The organism is Microlunatus phosphovorus NM-1, assembly GCF_000270245.1.
Classification (GTDB): Bacteria; Actinomycetota; Actinomycetes; order Propionibacteriales; family Propionibacteriaceae; genus Microlunatus; species Microlunatus phosphovorus.
This window is the reverse complement of the sequence record NC_015635.1, coordinates 2,046,455-2,068,885: the sequence shown is the minus strand read 5'-3', so window position 1 is coordinate 2,068,885 and position 22,431 is coordinate 2,046,455. Positions and strand designations below refer to the sequence as shown.

18 protein-coding genes are annotated in these 22,431 nt (G+C 68.0%); 8 read left to right on the top strand and 10 right to left on the bottom strand.

Features of this window, described 5'->3' with window-relative positions; genetic code table 11:
* The first annotated feature begins 78 nt into the window (after positions 1-78).
* On the top strand, positions 79-1,491 hold the full coding sequence (locus tag MLP_RS09355; protein ID WP_197536529.1) for an FAD-binding oxidoreductase: 1,413 nt from the start codon (positions 79-81) through the stop codon (positions 1,489-1,491).
* Between the two features lie 170 nt (positions 1,492-1,661).
* Here the strand turns inward: MLP_RS09355 and MLP_RS09350 are convergent, their stop codons facing one another.
* The 3 genes from MLP_RS09350 to MLP_RS09340 form a co-directional block, all read right to left on the bottom strand.
* Positions 1,662-4,277: a M12 family metallo-peptidase gene (locus tag MLP_RS09350; protein WP_041789921.1), complete on the bottom strand. Its 2,616-nt coding sequence runs from the start codon at positions 4,275-4,277 to the stop codon at positions 1,662-1,664.
* A gap of 75 nt (positions 4,278-4,352) precedes the next feature.
* Positions 4,353-4,811, bottom strand: coding sequence for a hypothetical protein (locus MLP_RS28545; protein ID WP_013862816.1), 459 nt, complete (start codon positions 4,809-4,811; stop codon positions 4,353-4,355).
* Positions 4,808-7,237: an AAA family ATPase gene (locus MLP_RS09340; RefSeq protein WP_013862815.1), complete on the bottom strand. Its 2,430-nt coding sequence runs from the start codon at positions 7,235-7,237 to the stop codon at positions 4,808-4,810. The genes MLP_RS28545 and MLP_RS09340 overlap by 4 nt, the downstream gene beginning before the upstream one ends.
* Positions 7,238-7,420: 183 nt before the next feature.
* Here MLP_RS09340 and MLP_RS09335 point away from each other — a divergent pair, with 183 nt between their 5' ends.
* On the top strand, positions 7,421-7,642 hold the full coding sequence (locus tag MLP_RS09335; RefSeq protein ID WP_013862814.1) for a DUF6361 family protein: 222 nt from the start codon (positions 7,421-7,423) through the stop codon (positions 7,640-7,642).
* Here MLP_RS09335 and MLP_RS09330 read toward each other — a convergent pair.
* From MLP_RS09330 to MLP_RS09315, 4 genes are all read right to left on the bottom strand, one after another.
* Positions 7,602-10,490, bottom strand: a complete 2,889-nt coding sequence (locus MLP_RS09330) for a DUF3427 domain-containing protein (RefSeq protein WP_013862813.1) — start codon at positions 10,488-10,490, stop codon at positions 7,602-7,604. The two genes, MLP_RS09335 and MLP_RS09330, sit on opposite strands and share 41 nt — an antisense overlap.
* Positions 10,487-10,897, bottom strand: coding sequence for a (deoxy)nucleoside triphosphate pyrophosphohydrolase (locus MLP_RS09325; protein ID WP_013862812.1), 411 nt, complete (start codon positions 10,895-10,897; stop codon positions 10,487-10,489). The genes MLP_RS09330 and MLP_RS09325 overlap by 4 nt, the downstream gene beginning before the upstream one ends.
* Before the next feature lie 101 nt (positions 10,898-10,998).
* Positions 10,999-11,394 (bottom strand): VOC family protein, encoded by a 396-nt coding sequence (locus MLP_RS09320; protein WP_013862811.1) that lies wholly within the window; start codon positions 11,392-11,394, stop codon positions 10,999-11,001.
* 72 nt (positions 11,395-11,466) lie between these two features.
* Positions 11,467-11,652: an aldo/keto reductase gene (locus MLP_RS09315; protein ID WP_013862810.1), complete on the bottom strand. Its 186-nt coding sequence runs from the start codon at positions 11,650-11,652 to the stop codon at positions 11,467-11,469.
* 218 nt (positions 11,653-11,870) lie between these two features.
* On the opposite strand from MLP_RS09315, the gene MLP_RS09310 reads away from it, so the two are divergent.
* Positions 11,871-12,485 (top strand): GNAT family N-acetyltransferase, encoded by a 615-nt coding sequence (locus MLP_RS09310; RefSeq protein WP_231851441.1) that lies wholly within the window; start codon positions 11,871-11,873, stop codon positions 12,483-12,485.
* Here MLP_RS09310 and MLP_RS09305 read toward each other — a convergent pair.
* Positions 12,417-13,373, bottom strand: coding sequence for a Vgb family protein (locus tag MLP_RS09305; protein WP_013862808.1), 957 nt, complete (start codon positions 13,371-13,373; stop codon positions 12,417-12,419). The two genes, MLP_RS09310 and MLP_RS09305, sit on opposite strands and share 69 nt — an antisense overlap.
* 108 nt (positions 13,374-13,481) lie before the next feature.
* On the opposite strand from MLP_RS09305, the gene MLP_RS09300 reads away from it, so the two are divergent.
* Positions 13,482-15,164: a GMC family oxidoreductase gene (locus tag MLP_RS09300; protein ID WP_013862807.1), complete on the top strand. Its 1,683-nt coding sequence runs from the start codon at positions 13,482-13,484 to the stop codon at positions 15,162-15,164.
* On the opposite strand, the gene MLP_RS09295 is transcribed toward MLP_RS09300, so the two are convergent.
* Together MLP_RS09295 and MLP_RS09290 are read right to left on the bottom strand one after the other, a co-directional pair.
* Positions 15,152-16,321 carry a helix-turn-helix domain-containing protein gene (locus tag MLP_RS09295; RefSeq protein WP_013862806.1) on the bottom strand — a complete coding sequence of 390 codons (1,170 nt, stop codon included), beginning with the start codon at positions 16,319-16,321 and terminating at the stop codon, positions 15,152-15,154. The two genes, MLP_RS09300 and MLP_RS09295, sit on opposite strands and share 13 nt — an antisense overlap.
* Before the next feature lie 588 nt (positions 16,322-16,909).
* A complete protein-coding gene (locus tag MLP_RS09290) occupies positions 16,910-17,821 on the bottom strand; it encodes an alpha/beta fold hydrolase (RefSeq protein ID WP_041789919.1) in 912 nt (303 codons plus the stop codon).
* 172 nt (positions 17,822-17,993) lie between these two features.
* On the opposite strand from MLP_RS09290, the gene MLP_RS09285 reads away from it, so the two are divergent.
* From MLP_RS09285 to MLP_RS09270, 4 genes are all read left to right on the top strand, one after another.
* A complete protein-coding gene (locus MLP_RS09285; RefSeq protein WP_041791811.1) occupies positions 17,994-19,352 on the top strand; it encodes an FAD-binding oxidoreductase in 1,359 nt (452 codons plus the stop codon).
* Positions 19,349-20,845: a flavin monoamine oxidase family protein gene (locus MLP_RS09280; protein WP_083843767.1), complete on the top strand. Its 1,497-nt coding sequence runs from the start codon at positions 19,349-19,351 to the stop codon at positions 20,843-20,845. The genes MLP_RS09285 and MLP_RS09280 overlap by 4 nt, the downstream gene beginning before the upstream one ends.
* A 98-nt stretch (positions 20,846-20,943) precedes the next feature.
* Positions 20,944-21,432: a nuclear transport factor 2 family protein gene (locus tag MLP_RS09275; protein WP_013862801.1), complete on the top strand. Its 489-nt coding sequence runs from the start codon at positions 20,944-20,946 to the stop codon at positions 21,430-21,432.
* A 45-nt stretch (positions 21,433-21,477) separates the two neighbouring features.
* Positions 21,478-22,251 (top strand): LLM class flavin-dependent oxidoreductase, encoded by a 774-nt coding sequence (locus tag MLP_RS09270; protein WP_013862800.1) that lies wholly within the window; start codon positions 21,478-21,480, stop codon positions 22,249-22,251.
* The last annotated feature ends 180 nt before the right edge of the window (positions 22,252-22,431 follow it).

Below are 22,431 nucleotides of genomic sequence, written 5' to 3'. Positions count from 1 at the left end.
GTCTGCCCCGAAAGCGCCTGCCCTCGGGGGATGGGATCTGGACGCGCGGCCGCGGAGGCTGAACGCGTCCATGCCGAGATGACCAGCATCACAGCGTCGTCCGGAAACCTCGCCAGTCAGGGAGTCACCATGTCGATCCACACCGATCCCGGCCTTCTCGCCCTCGAACTCGACGGCACACTGACGGTGCCCGGCGACCCGGGTTGGGATCGAGCGCGGCAGGCCTGGAACCTCGCGGTCGACCAGCAGCCGGCCGCGGTCGCCACCGTCGCATCGGTGCGCGACGTGCAAACAGTGCTGACCGTGTCCAGGCGAGTCGGCCTTCGCGTAGCCGCGCAGTCGACCGGCCACAACGCCTCGCCGATGGGTGACCTCGCCGATACGATCCTGCTGAGCCTGTCCGAGATGCGGGATGTCTTGGTCGATCCGTCCACCCGGATCGCGCGAGTCGAGGGCGGCGCCCAGTGGAGCGATGTCACCTCGGCGGCCGCGCAGTATGGGCTGGCCGCACTGGCCGGCTCCTCCGGTGACGTCGGCGTCGCCGGCTACACCCTCGGTGGCGGCGTGAGCTGGCTCGCCCGATCCCATGGACTGGCCCTCAACCATGTGCGGGCGTTCGAGGTCGTGACGGCCGACGGCTCGGTGCGCCGGGTGGACGCACAGTCCGAGCCCGACCTGTTCTGGGCGCTGCGTGGTGGCGGCGGCAGTTTCGCGGTGGTCACGGCGATCGAGTTCGCGCTGTTCCCGATCGGCGAGGTGTACGCCGGCGCACTGTTCTTCCCGCTGGAGCGCGCCCGCCAGGTCTTGAACGCATGGGCCCGCTGGACCGATAACGCACCTGCCGAGGTCACCTCGATCGGCCGGCTCATCCGGTTCCCGGCCATCCCGGAGCTGCCGCCACAACTGTCCGGAAAGTCGTACGCCGTGGTCGAGGCGGTGACCACGCTCGACCCCGCTGACGCGGATGCACTGCTCGCGCCGCTGCGAGCGCTCGGACCGTCGGACGACACCTTCACGATCACTCCGGTGGAGCGGCTCGACCAACTGAACATGGACCCGCCGGCGCCCACGCCCATCTATGGGGACGGTTGGCTGCAGACCGAACTGAGCGTCGAGGCCGTCGAGGCGATCGTGCAAGCAGCCGGGCCCGGGGTGGACACTCCCCTGCTCACCGTGGATCTGCGCCACCTGGGCGCCGCCGTCGCCCCGGGCCGCGGTGGCGGAGCAGTTGACGGACTGCCCGGCGCGTTCCTCGGTTTCGCCGTCGGCGTCACGCCCGAACCCGCGCCCCCGATGCGCGCGGCAGTCACGCGGTTGATGGACTCGCTCGCGCCGTGGCGCGAGGAGCGCAGCTACCTCAACTTCGCCGAACAGCCGAGCGACGGGAGCTCGTTCTTCGACCCGGCTACTTGGGCACGCCTCCGGGCGATCAAGGCCGCCGTCGACCCCGACGACCTGATCCGGAGCAACCACCCGGTGCCGTCCGGCTAGAGGTCGGTCACGCCCCGACTCGATCCCGTGCCTCCCGGCCCAGATTCTCAGCGTCGCTCACCCACCCCAGCATGCCTCATCGACATGTCAGTCAGAACGGCTCGGGTGACCCGTCGAAGACCGTTGACACCGGGAGCCTCTCGCATGCGGGTGGGTGCTGGACTGGTGAGCTACCTGATCCGGAACACGCTGTCGTTCACATCGAAGAAGTAGTTGTCGATCGCTCGAATCATGATCCTGGCCTGGGTGGTCTTGACCTTCTTCGGCAGCTTGACCCGAACACGGCCGTCATTCGCAGTCTTGTTGACCAGGACCTTGCTCCAGGTCTTGCCGTTGTCGGTGGAGAGCAGGATCTTGACATTCTTGGCCAGCTTGCGGGTGCGATTGACCTTCCAGGTGATGGTCTGCTTGCTGCCGGCCTTGACCGAACCGCCCTTGGCGAACGACGAGACCAGGAATGGTCCGGCGTTCGGATCGAGCCGCAGAGTCAGGTCCGCGTAGCTGACTCCGCCGCCACCGGCGACGGTGTCGCGGGCAGTCAACCGGAAGTGCATCGCGGGTGTCTTCGACCCGGCGTTGCCGACGTAGCCCTTGACCGGCAGGAACTCCGAATAGCAGTTCACGATCGGGAGCGGCACCACCACGTACGTGTCGGCATTGTTGGGCGGTGCCGGCGGGCAGGTTCCGGTCTTGGCGTTGGTGTTGCCGGCCAGGATCTGTTCCATGTCCGGGAAGGTCCGCGACGGGCTGTAGCCGGCTTGGTTCTGGCCGGGTGACGGGCTGAGCCTCGCGTTCTCATCCGAGACGTCGGCATAGTGACCGAACACCCGGAACAGCGGCCCGTCGACCTTCTTGTTGTCGACCAGTGCGGTGCCGTTCACGCCGCCCACGTCGTTCTGCTCCCAGAGGTAGGTCAGCTTGTCTCCGTCAGGATCCGTGCCTGAGCCGCGCAGCGTGAACGGTGTGCGGAGAGGCAGGGTCCGACCAGCGGGCCCGGTGACCGACGGGGCACGGTTGCCGGTGCGGTGCGTCTCACCGTTGTTGTTCGCCGGACCGCCCTTCGCGGTCTCGCCGACCCGAGCCCCGACGCCGTCCGACGTCTTCACGATGAGAGCGCGCATGTCCATGCGGTCGCTGTCGTCGGTATACGGGTCGGGGTCCCCGGCGAAGATCACCTGGAAGCCTGCCTCGTCCGGCTGGCCGACCGGCGCGGGGTAGACCACGGGATCGGAGTAGATCCCGGCGTACGGGTCGTAGCCCCACTTCGCGATCGTGACCTTCTTGCCGGTCAATCCCTCGATGGCTGCCTTGAGGTTCTCAGCGGTGTAGGTCGAACCGAACGTCACGGTGACCGGCTCGGCCGTCGCGCCGGGGTAGCCGATGGTGAGCGTGTCACCCGGAGCTTCGAAACCACTCAAAGACACGTCCTGCACCTCGACCGGACTGGGCGCCACACCGCCGGTGTACGCGGTCATCTCGCTGATCGAGCGCTGGGAGAAGTAGGGGTCACTGTGCGGCTGGAGGTTGTCCTGCCGGCAGATGCCTGCGTACGCCATGATCGAGGAGCCCGATCCGGGTTCGACCGACGTCCCCGCGTTGCGGTTGCCGCCTGAGCAATTCCATTGGGTGCCGTTGAAGGTGTGGTTGCCGGCGAACTGGTGCCCCACCTCGTGGGCGACATAGTCGATCGCGTAGTAGTCGCCGACCGGGTCGGGAATGCCGGTGCAACCCATGGCCTTCTCGATGCTGCCGACGACGCCGAGGCCGGCGATGCCACCACCGTTGGTGCCCAGCGCGACGTGGCCGATGTCGTAGTTGGACGCCCCGATCAGCTGGCCGAGAACGGTCTGGTTGCGCTGCAACGTGCCCACGTCACAGTAGGACAGCTGGCCTTCGACGTAGTCCTGGGCGTCGGGATCCAGCGTGTAGCAGGAGTGCAAGCCACAGGGTCCGTCGGCCCCGGTCGCCTTGTCGACCGTGTCGAGGTTGAGCTTCTCGGTGCCGTCGACCAGCACCATCCGGATCGCCAGATCGTCGTTGTAGATCTGGTTGACCCGGACCATCAGCGTGACCTTTTCGGCCAGCACATTCTCGCTGCCGAAGTAGTCGGCGTAGGTCGGGTCGCTCAGCAGGGCCAGTCGATACACCCGCTGCGTCACCGTGGGACTGGGCGCCGCCTGAGGCATCGATCGCTGCCCTTCGATCTGCCGGTTGATGGCAGGCAGCTCCCGCTCCACCGGAGAATCCATCGGCTTCGGCAGGCTGTGCCCGTAGTAGACGAGGTGCTCACGTGTCCCGCGCTTGTTGTACGCCGGATCGATGTACCAAGCATCCTGACCGTTCGGGCCGCGCACGGACGCGTGGAAGCCCATCGGGGTGACATCGAGCGCGACGGACGTGCCGCGATGATCGAGCGACACGCCTGACCACGTCTGCAGCTCGGGGTGCGCGGCAGCAAGCTTGGTCTCCATGACGAGGGAGCGTCGGACTTCGAAACGCTCGGTCTTCCCGTTCGGCGTAGGCAACTCGAACACGGTCGGCTTGGCAGAAGCGGCCATCGGCGCACGCGCAAGCTTGGCCCGCACGTCCGCGGGATCGACCTTCACCGCGGAGAAGCGTTTGGGATCGATCCTGACCTTCGAACCGGAGGGCTTGAACTCTCGGAACGGGGTGAAGATGTGGTCATTCGGCTGCGCGTCTGCTGTCGGCGGCGCCAGCGTCAAGCCGGCCACGGTCAGTGCTGCGGTCACCACCACTGCGGCAACAAACCTCGTTCGGCGTGGCATGGGAAGCCTCCCTCGCTGACGCGCCTCGGGACGGGCACGGGCTTTCGCAATCTAGAGCTCAGTCACTGATGCTGGCTACCCCCTGTTTCCATCACCGGACGAAGAGATGCTTCGACCACCGCCAGGATCCCGCCACCGATCACGGCTGCAGCGGCCACCAGCACTGACCGTCGACCTGGTGCCAAGCCACCGCACCTCGCAGATCAGCGAGGTCGCCTCAGCGACCGTCGGGCTGAGCTCGTAGGCGTGGTGATGGCAAGCCGCAGAAAGCCGGTGCCAGGCAGTGTCAGCACGCCGAGCGAGTCCATCGACGTCCGGGTACGCCTCCGCCAAGCAGATCAGTCGTACTCGCATATTCACGCGAGGACAGCCCATCCCTCGGTCGGCCAGCAGTTCGTCGACGGTCTGCTCCAGGGCCTGCCGGGTGAGCAGACATGCAGCCCGCGCCTGACTGAGGCCAGGCACCTGCAGACGTCCCGCACAGATCTCCTCGGCCGAGGCGAGCAGCTCCGAGGCTGTGGCAGCTGCGGTCATCGGTGCTTGTTCTCGAGCGCAAGACTGACCGCTTTGGCGTCTTCGTACGCCTCACCCAAGTCGCCGGTCATCGGCTGATGAGTGCCCTTGTTGCAGACGACCAACGCCCTGGGTCGACGCTCGTCTCGTCTCAGCCAGCCATCCAGGCGGGGCCCGAGCAGCAACTCCAGTCTCGCTCGGGTCCGCTGGGCATCCTCCCAAGCTCGCTCGAGGTCATCGAGTCGATCGCCAGCGGCCAGCCGTTCGTCGACATACCGCCGCCAGGCGGCCGCCTCGATCGCCTGACGCAGGATGCCCGGAATCACCCTGCGCTGGATGGTCTCCTCCAGGTTCGGTTCCTGGAGCACCGCGTGGGCGTCCTTCAGGTGCCGTTCCACGGGTCGAAGCTCGGCCTGAACGATCACCTCCGACTGGCGACCCCGCCGTACGCTCAAGATGGTCGGCGGGCTGGGCAAGCGACGGGCTGCTTGCGCAAATCGGTCGTCGTGGGAGAACACGACGACCTGACGTGTCTCCGCCAGGTCGGCGAGCACGGCGGCAAGTCCGTCCACTTTGGTCGGGTCCATGGCCTGGACGGGGTCGTCCAGCACCAGGAACCGGAACGGGCTGTCCTCGGAAGTAGCGCGCGGCAGGTACAAGGCCAACGCCAGCGAGTTGAGCTCACCTTGGCTCATCACAGACAGCGCGCTGCTCCCGGCGGCGTCGTCGACCACGGCTTTGATGTCGACCGTACGGCGGTTGCCGCGGCCCGTCAGCTCGATCTCCTCGAGTCTGACGTTGCTCTCTTGTCGCAACTGCTGCCAGATCTGTTTCGTCCGGTCCACGATCGGGTTGACCCGATCGGTACGCAACCGTTGCGCGACCTCATCGGCCGCGACCCGCGCCGCATCGAGGGTGGCTGCCTGCTCGTTCTGCGCCAGCGCCGACGTGAAGTCAGCCACCAGCTGAGCGATGCGTAGCGCGTACGGCGACCATCGTTCTGTCAGAGCGGCTGCCAGTGATTGCGCCTCCTTCTGCCAGGCCGCCAACCCCTCAGCCAGCGCTTGGTACCGCGCCAGGATCTGGTCTTGGGCCTCGGCGGGTGTGTCGGAGGAGGAGTTGGCAGACATGGCGTCCCAGGCACCCCAGGCTTCAATCACCCTGTGCTGGCTCGACAACGAAACGTCGGTCTGCCCGAGGATCGTGGGCGCCGCACCGATCAGCTGCCGCACGGCCTCTGCCGCCTTTCGATGACGCCGCTCCGCCTCCCCCCGAGCATCGAGAAGCAGATCGTTCTCGGCCAGTGCCGCCTCCGTACGCCGGCGCCAGTCACCGTCCAGCGACCCAGTGCCACAGACCGGGCACTCCGTGTCACCGGCTGCCTGGTGATAGTCGATCGCCTCGAGGAGCAGCTGGTCGCGCAGCGCGGCTGCCCTGGACCGCTGCTCCCCGACTCCCGCCAGCTCTTCGCGCGCGACATCGAGCTCTCGAGCGACGCTCTCGACTGTTTCGAGCGTGGCGATCTCAACCGCGAGTATCCGCTGGCAGGTCTGCAACGGCCCGCTCGCCACGGTCGGCCCGGTAGCCAGTTGCTCGAGTGCGGCAAGATCAGGGCTGGCACGGCCGAGCAGTCGCTGGGCTGCCCGGGCCCGATCGTCATCAACGTCCGCAAGCTCCGACCGCAGTGCTCTGCGGTCCTGGCCCGCTTGCTTCAACGGCAGCTTGAGTGGCGCGGCCCGGTCACGGAGCAGCCCGACCGCGCTGGTGAGCGCATCAAGGTCCAGCGCCCGGGCGATCGAGTCGTGCAACTCGCTCGGTTTGGCCGTCAACAGCAGGCCGAGGTCTTCGTAGGAGAGCATCGGCCGGAAGCTCTGCACTGCTGCTGTCCAGCCGAGATCGGTGGCCTCCCGCGGCTGTCCTGCGACTTGATAGGTCCGGCTCGCGTCCTTCGGGTTCAGCGCGTGGGACGGCCATGCGACTCGAACCGTTGCGGAACCCTCTCCCTCGTGGTGCAACGTCACGGTGATCTCACACGGGTCGCCCTGGTGCAGATTCCGCCAACCGGTCCGGAACTCGGCGTGGCCGAGCTCTCGGTCCCAGCGGTTGGTGGTGCCGGTCAGCGCGCACTCCAACGCCTCGCTCAGACTCGACTTGCCCGAACCGTTCCGTCCAGCGATCACGGTCAGCCCCGGACCGGGCGGCAGGTTCACGACGGTAGGCCTCCCGATCCCGCGGAACCCGCGTACCGTCAGCCGGCTCAAGAAGGCACCGTGCGGAGCGACTCGCGCGGTCTTCGCATCAGGTCGCGGCGGGGCTGCTTCTCCTGCCAGCACCGCGTCCAGCGCGGCCTCACCCGCCAGCGCCGCCAGCACCATGTCGACGGCATCGTCCTCGACGTCCGCCTCCAGCAGCGCGTCGAAGACACTCTCGTCCAGCTTCTTGATCATCGTCGACCGCTTCCCAAAGATGCACGGAGATCGAGACCGACCCCCGCAGCAACCACGCCGGCTCGAGCTCGGGAACCCATCCTTCCAGCCCGGAACCTTTTCTCTGTCACCGGCAGTTAATCGATACCCTTCGTCCAGAAGCAGGCCACGGGGGGACATTCGGATGCTGGCCAAGGAGGTGCCGTGGCGTCGACGATCGCGTGGCTGGACACGTCAGCCGACGAGCAGCGACGAGTACGCGAGATGATCGCGCTGTTCGCTCAGCAGGAGAGCCGGGACGAGCTCGGCATCGGTCAGATCCGGGACACGATCAGTGAACTGCTCTTTCCAGGGACCTCGGTGCTGCAGACCCGCACCAAATACTTCAGCCCATGGGATGGAAGTAGTCGAAGAGACCCTGCTTGATTGGTTCGCGGAATCGGAGCGTCATCGTGACAACAGGCAGCACCTTGCCGCCTCCGACCGGCATGGTGGTCTCGACGGGGTCGTGCGGAGTCGCACGGCCCAAGTAGTAGTGGTCGCTGCCGTCGGCGTCGCTCTGCTTGACGAATACGTGCAGGTCCAGTGGATGGCTCAGGAGAGCACGTACGTCCTTGCTCTGCAGCGTGCGATTGCTCTTGGAGAACCAGCGCATGGACGACAGGTCGAGAAGCTGATCTTCGTACGCCGTGCTCGCCGCCACGCCGGTCGACTTCGTCAATGTCACGAAGATGGCGGCAACCCCTGCCGCCACATCGATCTTGTAGCCGAAGATTGTCGCCTCGTTGGACCTCGGCCAACCGAGCAAGTGGGCTGCGTCGCGCCGTGAATACTGCATGCCAGGCGTGAAGGGCATATCGGCCCGAAAACGCTGACGGGTCAGCCGGCTGCCGGTCTGGAGAACGTCATCGACCGCGGATCGAAATGTCTCCGAGGAGGCGTACGACGCCAAGAACGACTCGGTGAACTGGACCTCCCCGTCATGCTCGCTGGCAACCGGAAGGTACTTCGTCAGATTCGCCTGCGGATAGCCGCGCAGGCCGACCGAGTCGATCGCACTCCTCACCTGAGCCTCTCCGGCAGGCAGTCCGGCCGCCGCGAATGCCTCCCTGAGCTGGTCCGCCGAGACCACCGACGAGTCCAACAGCAGTTCCAGCAGGACGAACTCATGAAGCCGCTTGCTTGGAAGCACCTCGTGAGACAGCAGCGCGAGCATCTTGGACTCGTCCACCGACAGCCCGGCGTCGACCTTGAGCAACTGCTGCACGAGTGCGGGATAGTGCTGTGTCTTCGTCGCCAGCACGACCGGATCTACGGACTCGAACCGATGGAAGTCCCACAGGGCGGGCACTCGGCCGACCCTGCGCTGCATTGCCAAGAGCGCGGTTTTCAAGTTCGGCAGGCTGTCCAGTTTGGTCGCGGTGATCGAGTTCAGAATGCGACCACGTGCGATTTCGTCGAAGCTGACACTCGACAGACCAGGCAGCGAGCCGCCCTCGACCGTCTCGTTCAGCTTCTCGCGCAGGCTCTCCCGGTTGAGCGAGTCGTCGCCGAACAGTGCGATCGGGATCAGGTAGTTGTTGCTGTAGTTGCCGATGAAATCGATGACGACGAGATACTCCTTGCCGGCCGCTTGACGTAGCCCGCGGCCGAGCTGCTGCACGAAGATGATCGCCGACTGGGTCTGCCGCAGCATGATCACTTGATTGACGGTGGGGATGTCGACGCCCTCGTTGAAGATGTCGACCGTGAGGATGTAGTCGAGCGCTCCTGACTCGAGCTCCGCGACCCGCTGCTCCCGCACCGCGACCGGGTCGTCACCGGTCAACGCCACAGTACGGAGCTGCTGCCCTCGAAGCGTGTGCTGGTTGAGCGCGTCCGAGAGCGCTTTCGCCTCCTCCTTGCGGCTGCAGAAGATCAGCCCACGCGGCGCCACACCGGCTTGGCCGTACAGGCCGAGTGCCCGCACCAGATGAGCCACCCGCTCCGGTGACACGAGCAGCCGCAGGTCGGTGCCGTCGGCCACGGTGCGGCCGTCGGCATAGGTGACATCGGCAATCCCGTAGTAGTGGAAGGGGCAGAGTATCTCCGCCTCGAGAGCATGGCTGAGCCGGATCTCGTACGGGACGTTGTGGTCGAACAGCTCGAAGACGTTGAAGCCGTCCATCCGTTCGGGCGTCGCGGTCATGCCAAGCAGAAAGTCCGGCTGGAGGTGAGCGATGACTCGCTGGTAGCCGGCGGCGCCGGCACGGTGCGCTTCGTCGATGATCACGTAGTCGAACGTGTCGGGCGCGAACCCGGTCAAGACACCGGACTGCGACAAGGTCTGGATGGTCGCGAACACATACCGTCGGTCGGGCTGCTTCAGCGCACCGGTGAGCTTGCCGTAGTCGCGACGCGACCCGCCGAGGACGCGGTGATATTCCTCGATCGTGCGATCCAGGATCTGCTCGCGGTGAACGACGAAGAGCAGTCGCCGCGGGTTGACCGCGCGAACGTCCAGCGCCGACAGGATCGTCTTGCCCGTGCCGGTGGCCGAGATGATGATGGCTCGCCGCGCGCCTTCCGCCCGCACGAAGTCGAGGCTGAGCAGGGCGTCCTGCTGCATCGAGTTGGGCTTGATGACCACCGCGCCGCGATCGTCGAGCTCCGGCTTGGATCTGAGGGCCGGCGCCGGTGCGACGTAGATCGCCGCGTATGCATCGATCCATTCCTGAGTGAGCGGCTCCGAATCGGCGATCTGCTCGGTCAGAAGATCTTCGAACTGGCCGGCCAGGTCGCTGCCGGTCGCAGCCGACACCTTGAGATTCCATTCGTGGTTGTCGGCCAGGGCAGCGCTCGTGAGGTTTGAACTGCCGACCACGGCCGTCACGCCGTGCTCGCCCTCGAACACGTAACCCTTGGGATGAAATCCCTTGGCGGTATGACGGCGGACATCGAAGCCCAGGTGTCGTTGCAGGTTGAGGAGTTCCGCGAACGCCTCCGGCCGGTTGAACCCGAGGAAGTCCGACGTGATGAGACAGCCGGTGCCCTGGAAGTCGACCAGATGCTGCTTGAGCTGTGCAATGGCCGCAGCCGAGACGAACGCAACCGAGAAGGTGAACGAGTCGCAGCGATCCAACTCCTCGATCAAGGCATGCTGCACGGTGCGGTCGTCCCGGTTGAGGACGAGCTTCGGGTTGAAATGGCGAGGGCCGGCGACTTCGGTCTCTTCCAGGTAGCCGAACCGGACATCCAAGGCCAGTTGGTAGCTCACGTCCATGGCGTCGGTCACGAGCCGAGTTCCTTGGCTCTGGACAACTCCTGGATCCGTACCACGGCGGGTACGTCGGCCGGCGCCCAGTCGATCGTGTCCAGTTCGCCCGGCGGCAGCCACCTGATGGCGGCGTGCTCGGTCAGCTCGGGCGTGCCACCAATCAGGCGGCAGGAGAAGGTGGTCAGAGTGACGATGCCGAAGTCGTACTCGTAAGTGGTCGTGGTGACCGACTCACCCACTTCGACATCACAGCGCAGTTCTTCGGCGATCTCCCGCTCCAGCGCGGCCCTCGGCGTCTCACCGTGTTCGATCTTCCCACCGGGAAACTCCCACAGACCGGCAAGACTCCCGGCAGGTCCACGCTGAGCGCACAGAACCTGCCCGTCTTTCGTGATCACTGCGCCTACCACATGGATCCGCTTCACCCGGCGTGCCTTTCGTACGACGGATGTCAGCTTAAGGCGGCCAGCGTCGACCGATCGGCGCCGCCGCTGAACCAGACCAGCCACTCACAGTTGGAGTCGCGTCAGGCCGGCGGGCCGCTGCCTTGACTCCACTCGACGAACTGGATAACGACTCCGCTGGGATCGGTGACCTGGAAGAGCCGCTCACCCCACTCCTCTTCCTGGAGCGGCAGGGTGATCGGCACGTCCTCGTCGTTCAGCCGACTCAGTTCGGTGTCGAGATCTGTGACGGTGTAGGCAATGATCAGCCCGGAGGCCAGTTGATCGCGCTGGCCTTCGGGCAACGCCTCGCTGCCTTGCTGGAGGAGGACGACGTCGACCCCGGTGCCGTCGCGGGCCAGCGAGACGAAGCCTTCGGCCGCCATCTGCTGCCGATAGCCCAGGTGGCCCTGGAAGAAGGCGGCAGACGAGGCGACGTCGGCGACGGTGAGAGAGATCGTGGTGGACTGGACGTTCATGGGGCGGAACCTTTCCGTTGGGCGCTGCATGGTCGCGGCGTTCTGCGTCACCGCTGCCGGACGCGACAGCCACTACGGCGCGTTCAGAACAGCCATCTCGTGTTCGGTGAGCCGTGTGGTGACGCCGGCCCAGGCCTGGTCGACCTGCTCGACGGTGCTCACTCCGACGATCGGGGTCAGCGAGGGCCGGTTGCCGGTCAGCCAGGCAAGGACGACTTGGCCGCGCCGGAGCCCCCGCGCCTCCGCGACGGCCGCCAAGGCGGAGCGTCGACGATCGTTGCCCGCGTCTGGTGACAGCCCCGCGGCTCAAACTGTTCAACCCGGCGTGTCGCCTGGTTGTCATCGGTTGAACCGCGGGTTTGTCACGGTCCCCCAAACGAGGGGTAGGGACGCGCGGGTCCAGAGGCGACGATGGACTCAGGCACCGCAGCAGTGCGGTGTCACGACTGGGTTTCCAGGGAGCTGAGGACGAGATGGTGACGGTTGACGAGGTCGGCAACGACGGCGGTCGGGCCCGGCGGGTATCGGTCCGCAGGGTCGAGCCTGAGGAATACGAGGCGGTCGGCGAGCTGACCGTGGTGGCCTACCGTGCCGACGGACTCCTCCGAGGAGCGGACGGGTCGGCAGACCACTACGCACCGGTGCTGCGCGACACGGCTACCCGCGACGCGCAGGCCGAGGTCTGGGTTGCGGTCGATGACCACGATGCTCTGCTCGGCACCGTGACCTGGTGCCCACCTGGCTCTCCGTACCGGGAGATCGCCCATAGTCCCGACGAGGCCGAGTTCCGGATGCTGGCGGTGCCACCTGCCCTCCGCCGACGCGGGGCGGCTCGAGCGTTGGTGCTGGCCTGCATCAGTCGTGCCCGAGCCGAGGGGATGCGGACGGTGCTGCTGTCGTCCTTGCCTCAGATGACTGCGGCGCACGGTCTGTATCGAGACCTGGGCTTCCTCCGCGCTCCCGACCTCGATCACCACCCGATCCCCCTGGTGGATCTCTGGGCATTCCAGCTGTCGCTGACCTCACCTGCGCCGATCGAGTCTCGATCCGTCCAGTCTCGCCACTCCCCCGGTCTCGAGAGCCACCCATAGGGCGCCGTCAGGACCTCGACAGATCCCGTGAGGTTCGGAAGCCGCCGAGGGCAGCCTGTGCTCGGTGACGGTTTCGGGTTCGGGTTCGGTGACGGCACCGCGCTCGGTGATGGTTTCGGGCACGCTGAGATGCCCGACCGCGTTGCCGGCCCACTCGGTGAACCAGCAGTCGCCGACCCCGGTCGCCACGATGGCGTGCGGTTTGGCTGACCGGTCCGGGAGCGCGTACTCGGTGAACTCCCCCGCCGGTGTCAGGCGGCCGAGCTGGCCGGCCGCGATCTCGACGAACCACAGGGCTTCGCCGTCGCTGGTGATGCCGACCGGACCCGACGCGGCGGTCGGGATCGGATACACCGCGATGGTCCCGTCGAGGGCGATCCGCCCGATGGCGTTGGCCTGGTTGAGAGTGAACCACAGGGCGCCGTCCGGTCCGGCAGTGATCGCCGACGGGACACCGCCGGTGACCGGGAGGACGAACTCGCTCAGCTGGCCCTCGGGGCTGATGCGGCCGATCCGGTCGCTGCCCAGCTCGGTCAACCACAGTGCGTCGTCGGGTCCGGTCGTGATGCCGAACGGCGCGGCGTCCGCGGTCGGGATGGGGAACGTCTCGGACTGCCCGTCGAGGCCGATCCGCCCGATCCGGTGATCGCCCGACCGGGTGTACCACATCGCCCCGTCGGGACCGGTGGTGATGATCATCGGGGCGCAGGTCGGCGGGTCGAGCTGGAACTCGGTCCACGACTCGTCGAGGGCGAGCCGACCGATACTCCCGCTGTGGGCCAGAGTGAGCCACAGTGCGTCGTCGGGACCGGCGGTGATCGCGTACGGGCCTGCCTGCTGGTCTGACACCCGGATCTCGCGGATGGGGAGCTCGGTACGTGCGGACATAGCCCCATTCTGCTGACCGAGGCTGCGGCTGACAGCCCCTCATCTGAGGGATGGGGCCGCCGGAGAGCGGGGGCGACTCTGGTGATCAAACGACCACCGAGGACAGTCATGACGACTTCGACATACGACTACATCATCATCGGAGCGGGAAGCGCCGGCTGCGTGCTCGCCAACCGACTCACCGAGGATCCGGCAACCACCGTGCTGCTGCTGGAGGCGGGCGGTGCTGGCGGCGACCCGGCGATCACCGTGCCGGCGGCCTTCCCGACCCTGTTCGGCGGATCGATGGACTGGGCCTTCTCCGCGCTGCTCGACCACCGCTCCGACCGGCCGCCGATCTACGTCCCCCGCGGCAAGCTGCTCGGCGGCTCGTCCGCGCTGAACGCCATGATCTACATCCGCGGGAACGCGGCCGACTATGACGACTGGCAGGCCAACGGCGCCGAAGGGTGGAGCTACCGGGACGTGCTGCCGTACTTCGTCCGGACCGAGACCAACCACCGACTCGGTCGACCCTTCCACGGCACCGAGGGTCCGCTGCACGTCGAGGATCCCGTGTTTCGGCACGAGCTGACGGCGGCCTGGGTCGACTCGGCGGTCCGGACCGGGCTGCCCGACTCCGACGACTTCAACGGTGCCGACCAGCTCGGCGCCGGCTTCTACCAGACCACCACCCGCCGCCGGCGACGCTGGTCGGCGGCCGACGCCTATCTGCAACCGGCCATCGGCCGACGGAACCTGACCGTGCACACCGGCGCCTTGGCCGAGCAGGTCCTGGTCGCGAGTGGACGCGCGCGAGGCGTGCGCTACCGAGAGGCAGCCGGCGCGCCGGCCGATACCCGTGTCGCCCTCGCCGACGCCGAGGTGATCGTCAGCGCCGGCACGATCTCCTCACCGCACCTGTTGCTCCGCTCCGGGATCGGGCCGGCGGAGCATCTGCACACCCACGGGCTCCCGGTGCTGGTCGACCTACCTGGAGTCGGGGCGAACCTGCAGGATCACCCCACGCTGCCGGTGATCTGGACCATCAAGGACTCCGAAGATCTGCGCCATCAGGCCAGCGATCCGGCGGCCCAGGCCGAGTGGGCCGAGCGCGGGACCGGCCCGGCGTCGTCCAACATCGGCGAGGCGGGCGGGTTCTTCTCCACCACCGGCGCCGCTGCGCCGGACATCCAGCTGCACGCCGCGCCGCTGCCGTTCCACGACGGGGTCGACGCTGCTGCGCCCGCCGCGTTCACCGTCCTGCTGAGTCTGCTCACCCCGAGAGGACGTGGCACTCTGCGGCTGCGGGGCGCCGATCCGGCCATGCCACCGGCGATCGAGCTGGCGCTGGACAGCGAGCCGGCGGACCGCGCCGTGTTGCGTGCCGGCTATCAGCGGCTCGTCGAGCTGTGCTCCGGCCCCGAGCTGGCCCGGCTCCTCGAACGGCCGTACCTCCGCGATCGCGACGACCTCGGCCCGGCCGAGTACGACGCCTGGGCGCGGCGGTGGATCCAGACCCTCTATCACCCGGTCGGCACCTGCGCGATGGGCGCCGGTGCCGCAGGTGTCGTCGATCCCGCGCTCCGCGTGCATGGCGTCGACCGGCTCCGGGTCGTCGACGCGTCGGTGCTGCCGACGATCACCCGCGGCAACACCCACGCACCGGTCGTCATGATCGCGGAGAAGGCCGCAGACCTCATTCGCGGCAGGGAGCCGCTCGATCCCGTCGCCCCTGTCGCCGCGCAGACTGACGGTCGTGCCATCCGGTCCGTCGTCGCTGCGGACCGAGTTGCCGATCAGCCGGTGTGAGTGCCGTCGAAGCCGGCGAAGTGAGCCGGCTCGAACTGCTCGGTGTACAGGGCCGCGACCACCTCGCCGCGGCTCGACACGCCCACCTTGTTCAGGATCGACTTCACGTGGTCGCGCACCGTGTGGGGCGACAGGAACAGGCTGGTCGCGATCTCGTCCGTCCCGGCGCCGCGAGCGATCTGCCGGGTGATCTCCCGTTCGCGGGCGGTCAGACCGTACGCCTCGACCGCGATCGGCGCCACGAGGGCCGGGCTGGCCGGTTCGATGGTGACCGCCGCGCCAGCCGGCTCCCCCGCCGCGTCGCGAGTAGCCGCCGCGTGGCCGACCAGCCAGCGACCTGCGCGGGATCGGACCCGGGTTTGCGCCAGCCCATCACCGCCCGCCGCCAGCGAATCGCGGGCCCGGACCGCGGTGACCAGCAGCCAGAGCGGCAACTGCAGCCCGAACTGAGTCGGCACCAGCTCCTGCCGAGGCAACTCGTCCAGCCAGGCGGCCGCGTGTTCGTTGACCGACACCAGCCGACCGCGAGCGTCGAACAGGAACAGACCGGGCCGCTCCCCACCCGCGGTGACGTTCACCCCGAGGCCCTCACGCTCGAGGTCCCTGCGCACCAGGTCCTCACGTACGAGGCGGCGTACCGCGTCACCCAGCGGCGCGGACAGGTCCGCGACCAGCCCGGCCTCGGTGGCGCTGAAGGCGGGCTGTCCCTCCCGCCGCCAGAGCGTGGTCACCGCCCACGGAGTCTCGCCGACCCGGAACACCGCACGCAGGTCGTCGGCGAACCCGAGTGGTTGCATGAACCCACGGAAGCGCGGGCTGCGCTCGGGATCGACTGCGGTGGCCAGCAGCGCGCCCGCTGGACGCTCCGCTCGGGCCAACCTGCGGAACAGGTTGACGTCAGGTTCCATCCATTCCCGATGCCAGTGCGCGGTGCACACGTCCATCGGTCCGGAGAAGTCGTCGAGCAGGCTGGGTGCGCTGGGGAAGCCGGTCGCCGGGTCGGTCGTGACCCAGGCTGCGGCATCGTGCGGCACCAGCTCGTGCAGCCGGCGGGATGCGACAGCGAACACCTCGGTCACGCTGCTGGCAGTCGAGATCTGGTGCAGCAGTTCGGCCCTCTGACGCCGCGCCTCCGCCGCGGACAAGACGGCATTCATACCTACAGTCCTACCCCCGGCCGCCGTGCCTACCCAGCTTTCCGGCGAATTCCCCTCGATCGAGGGGTGCGACCCCGTCGCGAGCGGCCGTGAGGCGGAGCGACGGCTCTGTCTGGAGCGACGAGCGAGCGACATGTCTTTCGTCGCGAGTGAGGAGTGAAGACAGAGTCTTGGGAGCGCAGCCGAACAGCGAGTCGACGACCCCGTCGCGAGCGGCCGTGAGGCGGAGCGACGGCTCTGTCTGGAGCGACGAGCGAGCGACATGTCTTTCGTCGCGAGTGAGGAGTGAAGACAGAGTCTTGGGAGCGCAGCCGAACAGCGAGTCGACGACCCCGTCGCGAGCGGCCGTGAGGCGGAGCGACGGCTCTGTCTGGAGCGACGAGCGAGCGACATGTCTTTCGTCGCGAGTGAGGAGTGAAGACAGAGTCTTGGGAGCGCAGCCGAACAGCGAGTCGACGACCCCGTCGCGAGCGGCCGTGAGGCGGAGCGACGGCTCTGTCTGGAGCGACGAGCGAGCGACATGTCTTTCGTCGCGAGTGAGGAGTGAAGACAGAGTCTTGGGAGCGCAGCCGAACAGCGAGTCGACGACTAAACGTCGGCCAGGACGTCGAGGATGATGTCGGCCAACTGGTCGGGACGGGTCATCGGCACGTTGTGGTTGGCGTCGACGACGGTCAGTCGTCGCGCGGGACGGAGCGCGACGATCGCCTCCACCTCCGGGCGCCGGGCGGCGTAGAAGCCGTCGGTGGCGAGCACGATCCTCATCGGGCAGTCGATGCGGTCGTACAGGTCCCGGCTCGGGAAGACGGCTGCCTCGGGCTCCACGTCGGTGACGGCCGCGATCTCCTCGGTGGTGGGTCTGCGGACCCACTGCGCAGTGTCGATTCCTCCCACCATTCCGCCCCCGGTGGCGGGAACGAAGGATCGCCGGATCACCGACTCCACGAGACCGTGCCGAGCACCCGCGTTGAGCCAGTCGGTGTCGGCCTCACGGAGGCACTGCTCGACGTAGTGCTCCAGCTCCGCGTCGTCGGCGCGCCAGCCGTAGCGGAAGATCCGCTGCAACTGCTCTACCGACTCGGCCGAGCGCAGCGCCGCCTGCTGCTCCAGTGCGGTCGCGCGGTCGTCCAGCACCATCCCGTCGACGACGCACAAGGCCGCCGGCGTCGCCAGCCCGCTGGCGGTCAGCGCCGCCACCGCGTACCCGCCGGTGGAGTGGCCCACCAGCACCGGACGGTCCCAGGCACAGGCTTCCAGCACCGCCCCGAGGTCGCGCCAATACTGCTCGGGATCGCTGGAGTCGAGCCGGTTCTGCCCATGGCCGCGCAGGTCCACCGCGATCGGGTGACATCGGTCGACGAGTCGGCTGGCGACGTCGGTCCAGGCTGCGGCATTGTGCCCGCTGCCGTGCACCAACAGCACGCCTGGCCCGTGACCGCCGAAGTCCAGTCCGGTCAGCACGCCACCCTCGACTCCGATCTCGAGCTCGCTCGCCGTCATCACGGCTCCCTTCGTCGTCGGTCTTCGACAGCAGAGTCCATGTCACCAGGATGCTCGGGTCACCAGGGGTGCTCCGGTTTCACATCCCCTCGATCGAGGGATAGGGCGCCAGCGGTCGCCGAGGGACGGTGAAGACATCTTCGCCATCCGACCCTCCCTGGAGGTGCAGCTCATGCGTCTGACCCGACCCGATCTCACCGGCACGCTCCGCTCCGTCGTCGACGGGTCCGTGCTGACGTCGGACGATCCCGGGTACGACGAGTCCCGGACCCCGTTCTTCCGTCATCGGATCGGGCGACCCGCAGCCGTCGTCCGGCCCCGTCATGCCGCCGCCGTCGCGGCCACGGTGAGTGTGGCAGCCAACAGCGGCACACCGCTGCAGGTCCGGGGCGGCGGCCACACCGCGCACAGCACCGGCGAAGGGCTGCTGCTCGACGTACGCAGCCTGACCGGGATCGATCTCGAACTCAGCGACCACACCGCCTGGGTCGGCAGCGGTCACACCGCCGGGACGCTGACCGACGCGCTCGGCCGGCACGGCACCGCGGTCGGATTCGGCGACACCCCCAGCACCGCCATCTCCGGACTCACCCTGGGCGGCGGGGTCGGCTTCCTCGCCCGCCGGCACGGCCTGACCATCGACAACCTGCTCGCGGCCGAGATCGTCACCGCCGAGGGTCAGACCCGCCTCGTCGATCCGGCTCACGACGCGGACCTGTTCTGGGCGATCCGGGGCGGCGGCGGGAACTTCGGCGTCGTCACCCGGTTCCGATACCGCCTGGCCCGGGTGGCCGAGGTGTACGGCGGGTTGCTGGTGCTGTCCGCGACGCCCCGGATCATCGCCGAGGTCGCCGGTGTCTGCGCCGGCGCCGATCGCGAGCTGACCGTCATCGTGAACATCCTCCCGGCGCCACCGTTGCCCGGCATCCCGCCGGAGCAGGTTGGCCGCCCGGTGCTGATGGCCCGCGTGTGCCACACCGATCCGGCTGTCGCCGAAGCCGCCGTCCGTCCGCTCCGCCGGGTCGCCACGCCTCTGCTCGACCAGCTGCAGCCGATGCCGTACCCGGCCCTGCTCGAGGAGACACCCGACCGCGGGACGCGGCCGGCTCTGCAGACGCTGTTCGTGAACCGGATCGACGAGACCGCCGGCGCGGCGATCCTCGGCCATCTCGCCGAGGCCCGGTCGCCGCTGCGGCTGGTGCAGTTCCGCGTCCTCGGCGGGGCGATCGGGGACCGGCCGGCCGACGAGACCGCGTACGCGCACCGGGACGCGCCCGTGCTGGTCATGATCGTGCACGGCGACGAGCCGGGCCTCGGCTGGGCGGACCGATGGGCGCGGCAGGTGCGGGCCGACCTCGACCAGGGCGTCGCGGGCGCCTACGTCAACTTCCTCGGCCCCGGCGACGACCGCATCCAGGCCGCCTATCCCGGTCCGACGTTCGCCCGGCTCCGCGCCGTCAAGACCGCGTACGACCCTCAGAACCTGTTCCGCCACAACCTCAACATCACCCCGGAAGGACTCGCAGCATGACACCCGGACCCATGACCCCCGGACGTATGACCCGTGGACTGGATCGACGGACCTTCCTCGGTGCCCTCGCGGCCGGGGCAGCGCTGCCGTTGGCCGGACAGCTGCCCACGCCGGCGCAGGCCGAGCCCACCGATCGCCGACGGAAATGCATCGCCGTCCTGGGTGCCGGACTCGCCGGTCTGGCCGCGGCGTATCAGCTGACCAGGCGGGGATACGAGGTGATCGTGCTCGAGGCCCAGGACCGGCCGGGCGGACGCGTCGAGACCGTGCGCGACGGCTTCCGTCGTGGCGGACACGCCGAGATGGGGGCGGTGCGCATCTTCGAGACCCACACCTACACCCAGAAGTACGTCCGCGAATTCGGTCTGACGCTGTCGCCCTACGACGAGGGGCCCAGCGCCGTCCACCTCCGCGGCCGGCGCTTCCTGCCACCCGCGGACGGGCAGCCCTGGCCGATCCCCGGCCTGCATCCCTCCGAGCAGCCGGACCCGGCTGCCCGGTTCCCCGACTACGTGGAACCCGGGTTCGACGAGCTCGGCGATCTGGACACTCCCGGCTGGCCGGGCAGCGTGCCCTCGGCGCGCCGACTCGACCGGCACACCATGGACGGCTATCTGCGACGACGCGGCGCCTCACTGGCGTGGCGGGACTGGTTCTATGCGCAGAACGGACGCATCGCCCGGGTCAACGCCGCCGCCGGCTTCGCCGTGGAGTCGCTGCAGAGCGGGGAGCGGCTCACCAGCATCCAGGGCGGCAACGACCGGCTCCCGTACGCCATGGCCGCCGCCCTCGGGAGCCGCGTCAAGTACGGCAGCGAGGTCGTCCGGATCGCCCAGGATCGCCACGGCGTCACGATCGGCTACCGGGACCGGACCGGCGGCCACGAACTGCAGGTGGACCGCTGCGTGTGCGCCCTGCCGTTCGCACCGCTGCGCAACGTACGCCTCGACGCCGGTTTCTCGCAGCGGAAGCACCGCGCCATCCGCAACCTCGCCTACATGCCGGCTGCCCGCTGCTATTTCCAGACCCACAGCCGGTTCTGGGAACACGATCCGCTCGGTCGACTCGGCGGGCTCGACCTGGTCGGCACCGACACCATGGCCGGTCGGGTCTGGAACACCAGCTCCCAGCAGCGGCAGCCGGGTCTCGGGATGCTGCATGCCTACATGTTCGACACCGAGGCGTTGACCTTCGCCGCCCACGGCCCGGGCCGGGTGCAGGCCATGCGTCGTCTTCTCGATCGCGTACTGCCCGGGCTGACCGAGCAGGTGGTCGCCGTCGCCCACAAGGCGTGGCAGGAGGACCGTTGGGCCAGCGACGGCTGGGGCTGGACACCATCCGGCGACCTGCACTGGATGTTGCCCGCCATGCAGCAACCGGAGGGTCGCATCCACTTCGCCGGCGAGCACACGTCCTTGTGGATCGCCTGGATGAACGGCGCTCTGGAGTCTGCCGAACGCGTCGTGGAGGAGATTCACCATGCCGATTCGTGAGGCATCCGCTGCCTACCCGTTCACCGTCCGCGCCTGCGTACCCCAGAGAATCCAGCGCACCCCAGAGGGCCAGCACATACCAAAGGAGAAGAACAGCCATGACAGACGTACGCAGTGCACCAAGCCTGACGAGACTCCGCGACGAGCAAGACATCCGTGATCTGGGCTACCGGTTCGCAGACGCCTGCAACCGGGACGACGGCGCAGCCTTCCGCGAGCTGTGGACGGACGACGGGGTCTGGGTCATCGACGAACAGATGAACCTGCACATCGAAGGCGTCGACGCCATCGCCGGCACCCGGGCCAGTCTGCGGTCGACGTGGAGCTTCTTCGTGCAGATGCCGCACGCCCCTGTCGTCGCTGTCGACTCAGATCGAGCCACCAGCTCCTGGACGGTCTCCGAGCACGCCATCGACGAAACCGGCGGCCGCGCCTACTTCAACTACGCCCGCTACGACGACGTCCTGACCCGAACGACGGACGGCTGGCGCTACGTCAGCCGTCATTACCGCTATTACCACCTCGAGCAGACCGGCCCGAGCAGTGACGGCGCCGCACCGACCCGACCGGGGCCGGGGATCCACTGACGAAACCGACACCTCGACCGACGCGTCGTAAAGGAGGTAGGCAACATGCCCGACTACGGACACAAGCTGACGTTCGGTGCGTTCCCGGCACCGACCAGCAGCGATCCCCGACGATCCGTGACGTTGGCCAAGCAGGCCGAGCAGGTGGGGCTGGACCTGATCGCCTTCCAAGATCACCCGTACCTGCCGCAGTTCCTCGACACCTGGACCCTGCTGTCCTGTGTCGCCGCGGCCACCACGCGGATCCGATTGGCGCCTTGTGTGCTCAACCTGCCACTTCGGCCACCCGCCGTGCTGGCCCGCGCCGGCGCCAGCCTCGATCTGCTCAGTGGTGGCCGCCTTGACCTCGGGCTCGGCGCAGGGGCGGCCGTCTTCCGCGACGAGATCGAGGGCATGGGCGCTCCTCACCAGACCCCGGCCGAGTCTGTCGACGCTCTCGCCGAGGCGATCGCCATCCTGCGTGAGTTGTGGGACACCTCGACCGGAACTCCTGTCACCCATACCGGAGCGCGCTATCAGGTCAACGGCCAGCGCGGACCCGCGCCGGCGCATCGCGTGGAGATCTGGCTCGGCGCGTACCAGCCGCGGATGCTGCGACTCACCGGGCGGGCCGCGGACGGCTGGCTTCCCTCCAGCAGCTATCTCCCGCCGGAGGGACTCGGCGCCGCCCAGGCCCAGATCACCGGGCGGCTGACGTCGCGGGACGCAGCCCCAGGCAGGTACGCCGGCTCTACAACATCTCCGGGGAGATCTGTTCGCGCAGTACCGGATTTCTCAGCGGGCCCGTCGAGCAGTGGATCGGCGAACTCTGCGAGCTGACGCTGACCGCCGGCATCAGCACCTTCATCCTCGGCACCGACGATCCCAGCATGATCAGCCGCTTCGCCATGGAGATCGCCCCAGGTGTCCGACAGATCGTGTCGTCGGAACGAGGTGACGCTTCGAAGCAGGCCTCGATGTCACCTTCCGACATCCATTCATAGAAGCGGCTGGCGAACT

Coding starts and splice junctions, on each gene's coding strand:
- MLP_RS09355 (WP_197536529.1), top strand. CDS start 79: ATGACCAGCATCACAGCGTCGTCCGGAAACCTCGCCAGTCAGGGAGTC.
- MLP_RS09350 (WP_041789921.1), bottom strand. CDS start 4,277: ATGCCACGCCGAACGAGGTTTGTTGCCGCAGTGGTGGTGACCGCAGCA.
- MLP_RS28545 (WP_013862816.1), bottom strand. CDS start 4,811: ATGACCGCAGCTGCCACAGCCTCGGAGCTGCTCGCCTCGGCCGAGGAG.
- MLP_RS09340 (WP_013862815.1), bottom strand. CDS start 7,237: ATGATCAAGAAGCTGGACGAGAGTGTCTTCGACGCGCTGCTGGAGGCG.
- MLP_RS09320 (WP_013862811.1), bottom strand. CDS start 11,394: ATGAACGTCCAGTCCACCACGATCTCTCTCACCGTCGCCGACGTCGCC.
- MLP_RS09305 (WP_013862808.1), bottom strand. CDS start 13,373: ATGTCCGCACGTACCGAGCTCCCCATCCGCGAGATCCGGGTGTCAGAC.
- MLP_RS09300 (WP_013862807.1), top strand. CDS start 13,482: ATGACGACTTCGACATACGACTACATCATCATCGGAGCGGGAAGCGCC.
- MLP_RS09295 (WP_013862806.1), bottom strand. CDS start 16,321: ATGAATGCCGTCTTGTCCGCGGCGGAGGCGCGGCGTCAGAGGGCCGAA.
- MLP_RS09290 (WP_041789919.1), bottom strand. CDS start 17,821: ATGACGGCGAGCGAGCTCGAGATCGGAGTCGAGGGTGGCGTGCTGACC.
- MLP_RS09285 (WP_041791811.1), top strand. CDS start 17,994: ATGCGTCTGACCCGACCCGATCTCACCGGCACGCTCCGCTCCGTCGTC.
- MLP_RS09280 (WP_083843767.1), top strand. CDS start 19,349: ATGACACCCGGACCCATGACCCCCGGACGTATGACCCGTGGACTGGAT.
- MLP_RS09275 (WP_013862801.1), top strand. CDS start 20,944: ATGACAGACGTACGCAGTGCACCAAGCCTGACGAGACTCCGCGACGAG.
- MLP_RS09270 (WP_013862800.1), top strand. CDS start 21,478: ATGCCCGACTACGGACACAAGCTGACGTTCGGTGCGTTCCCGGCACCG.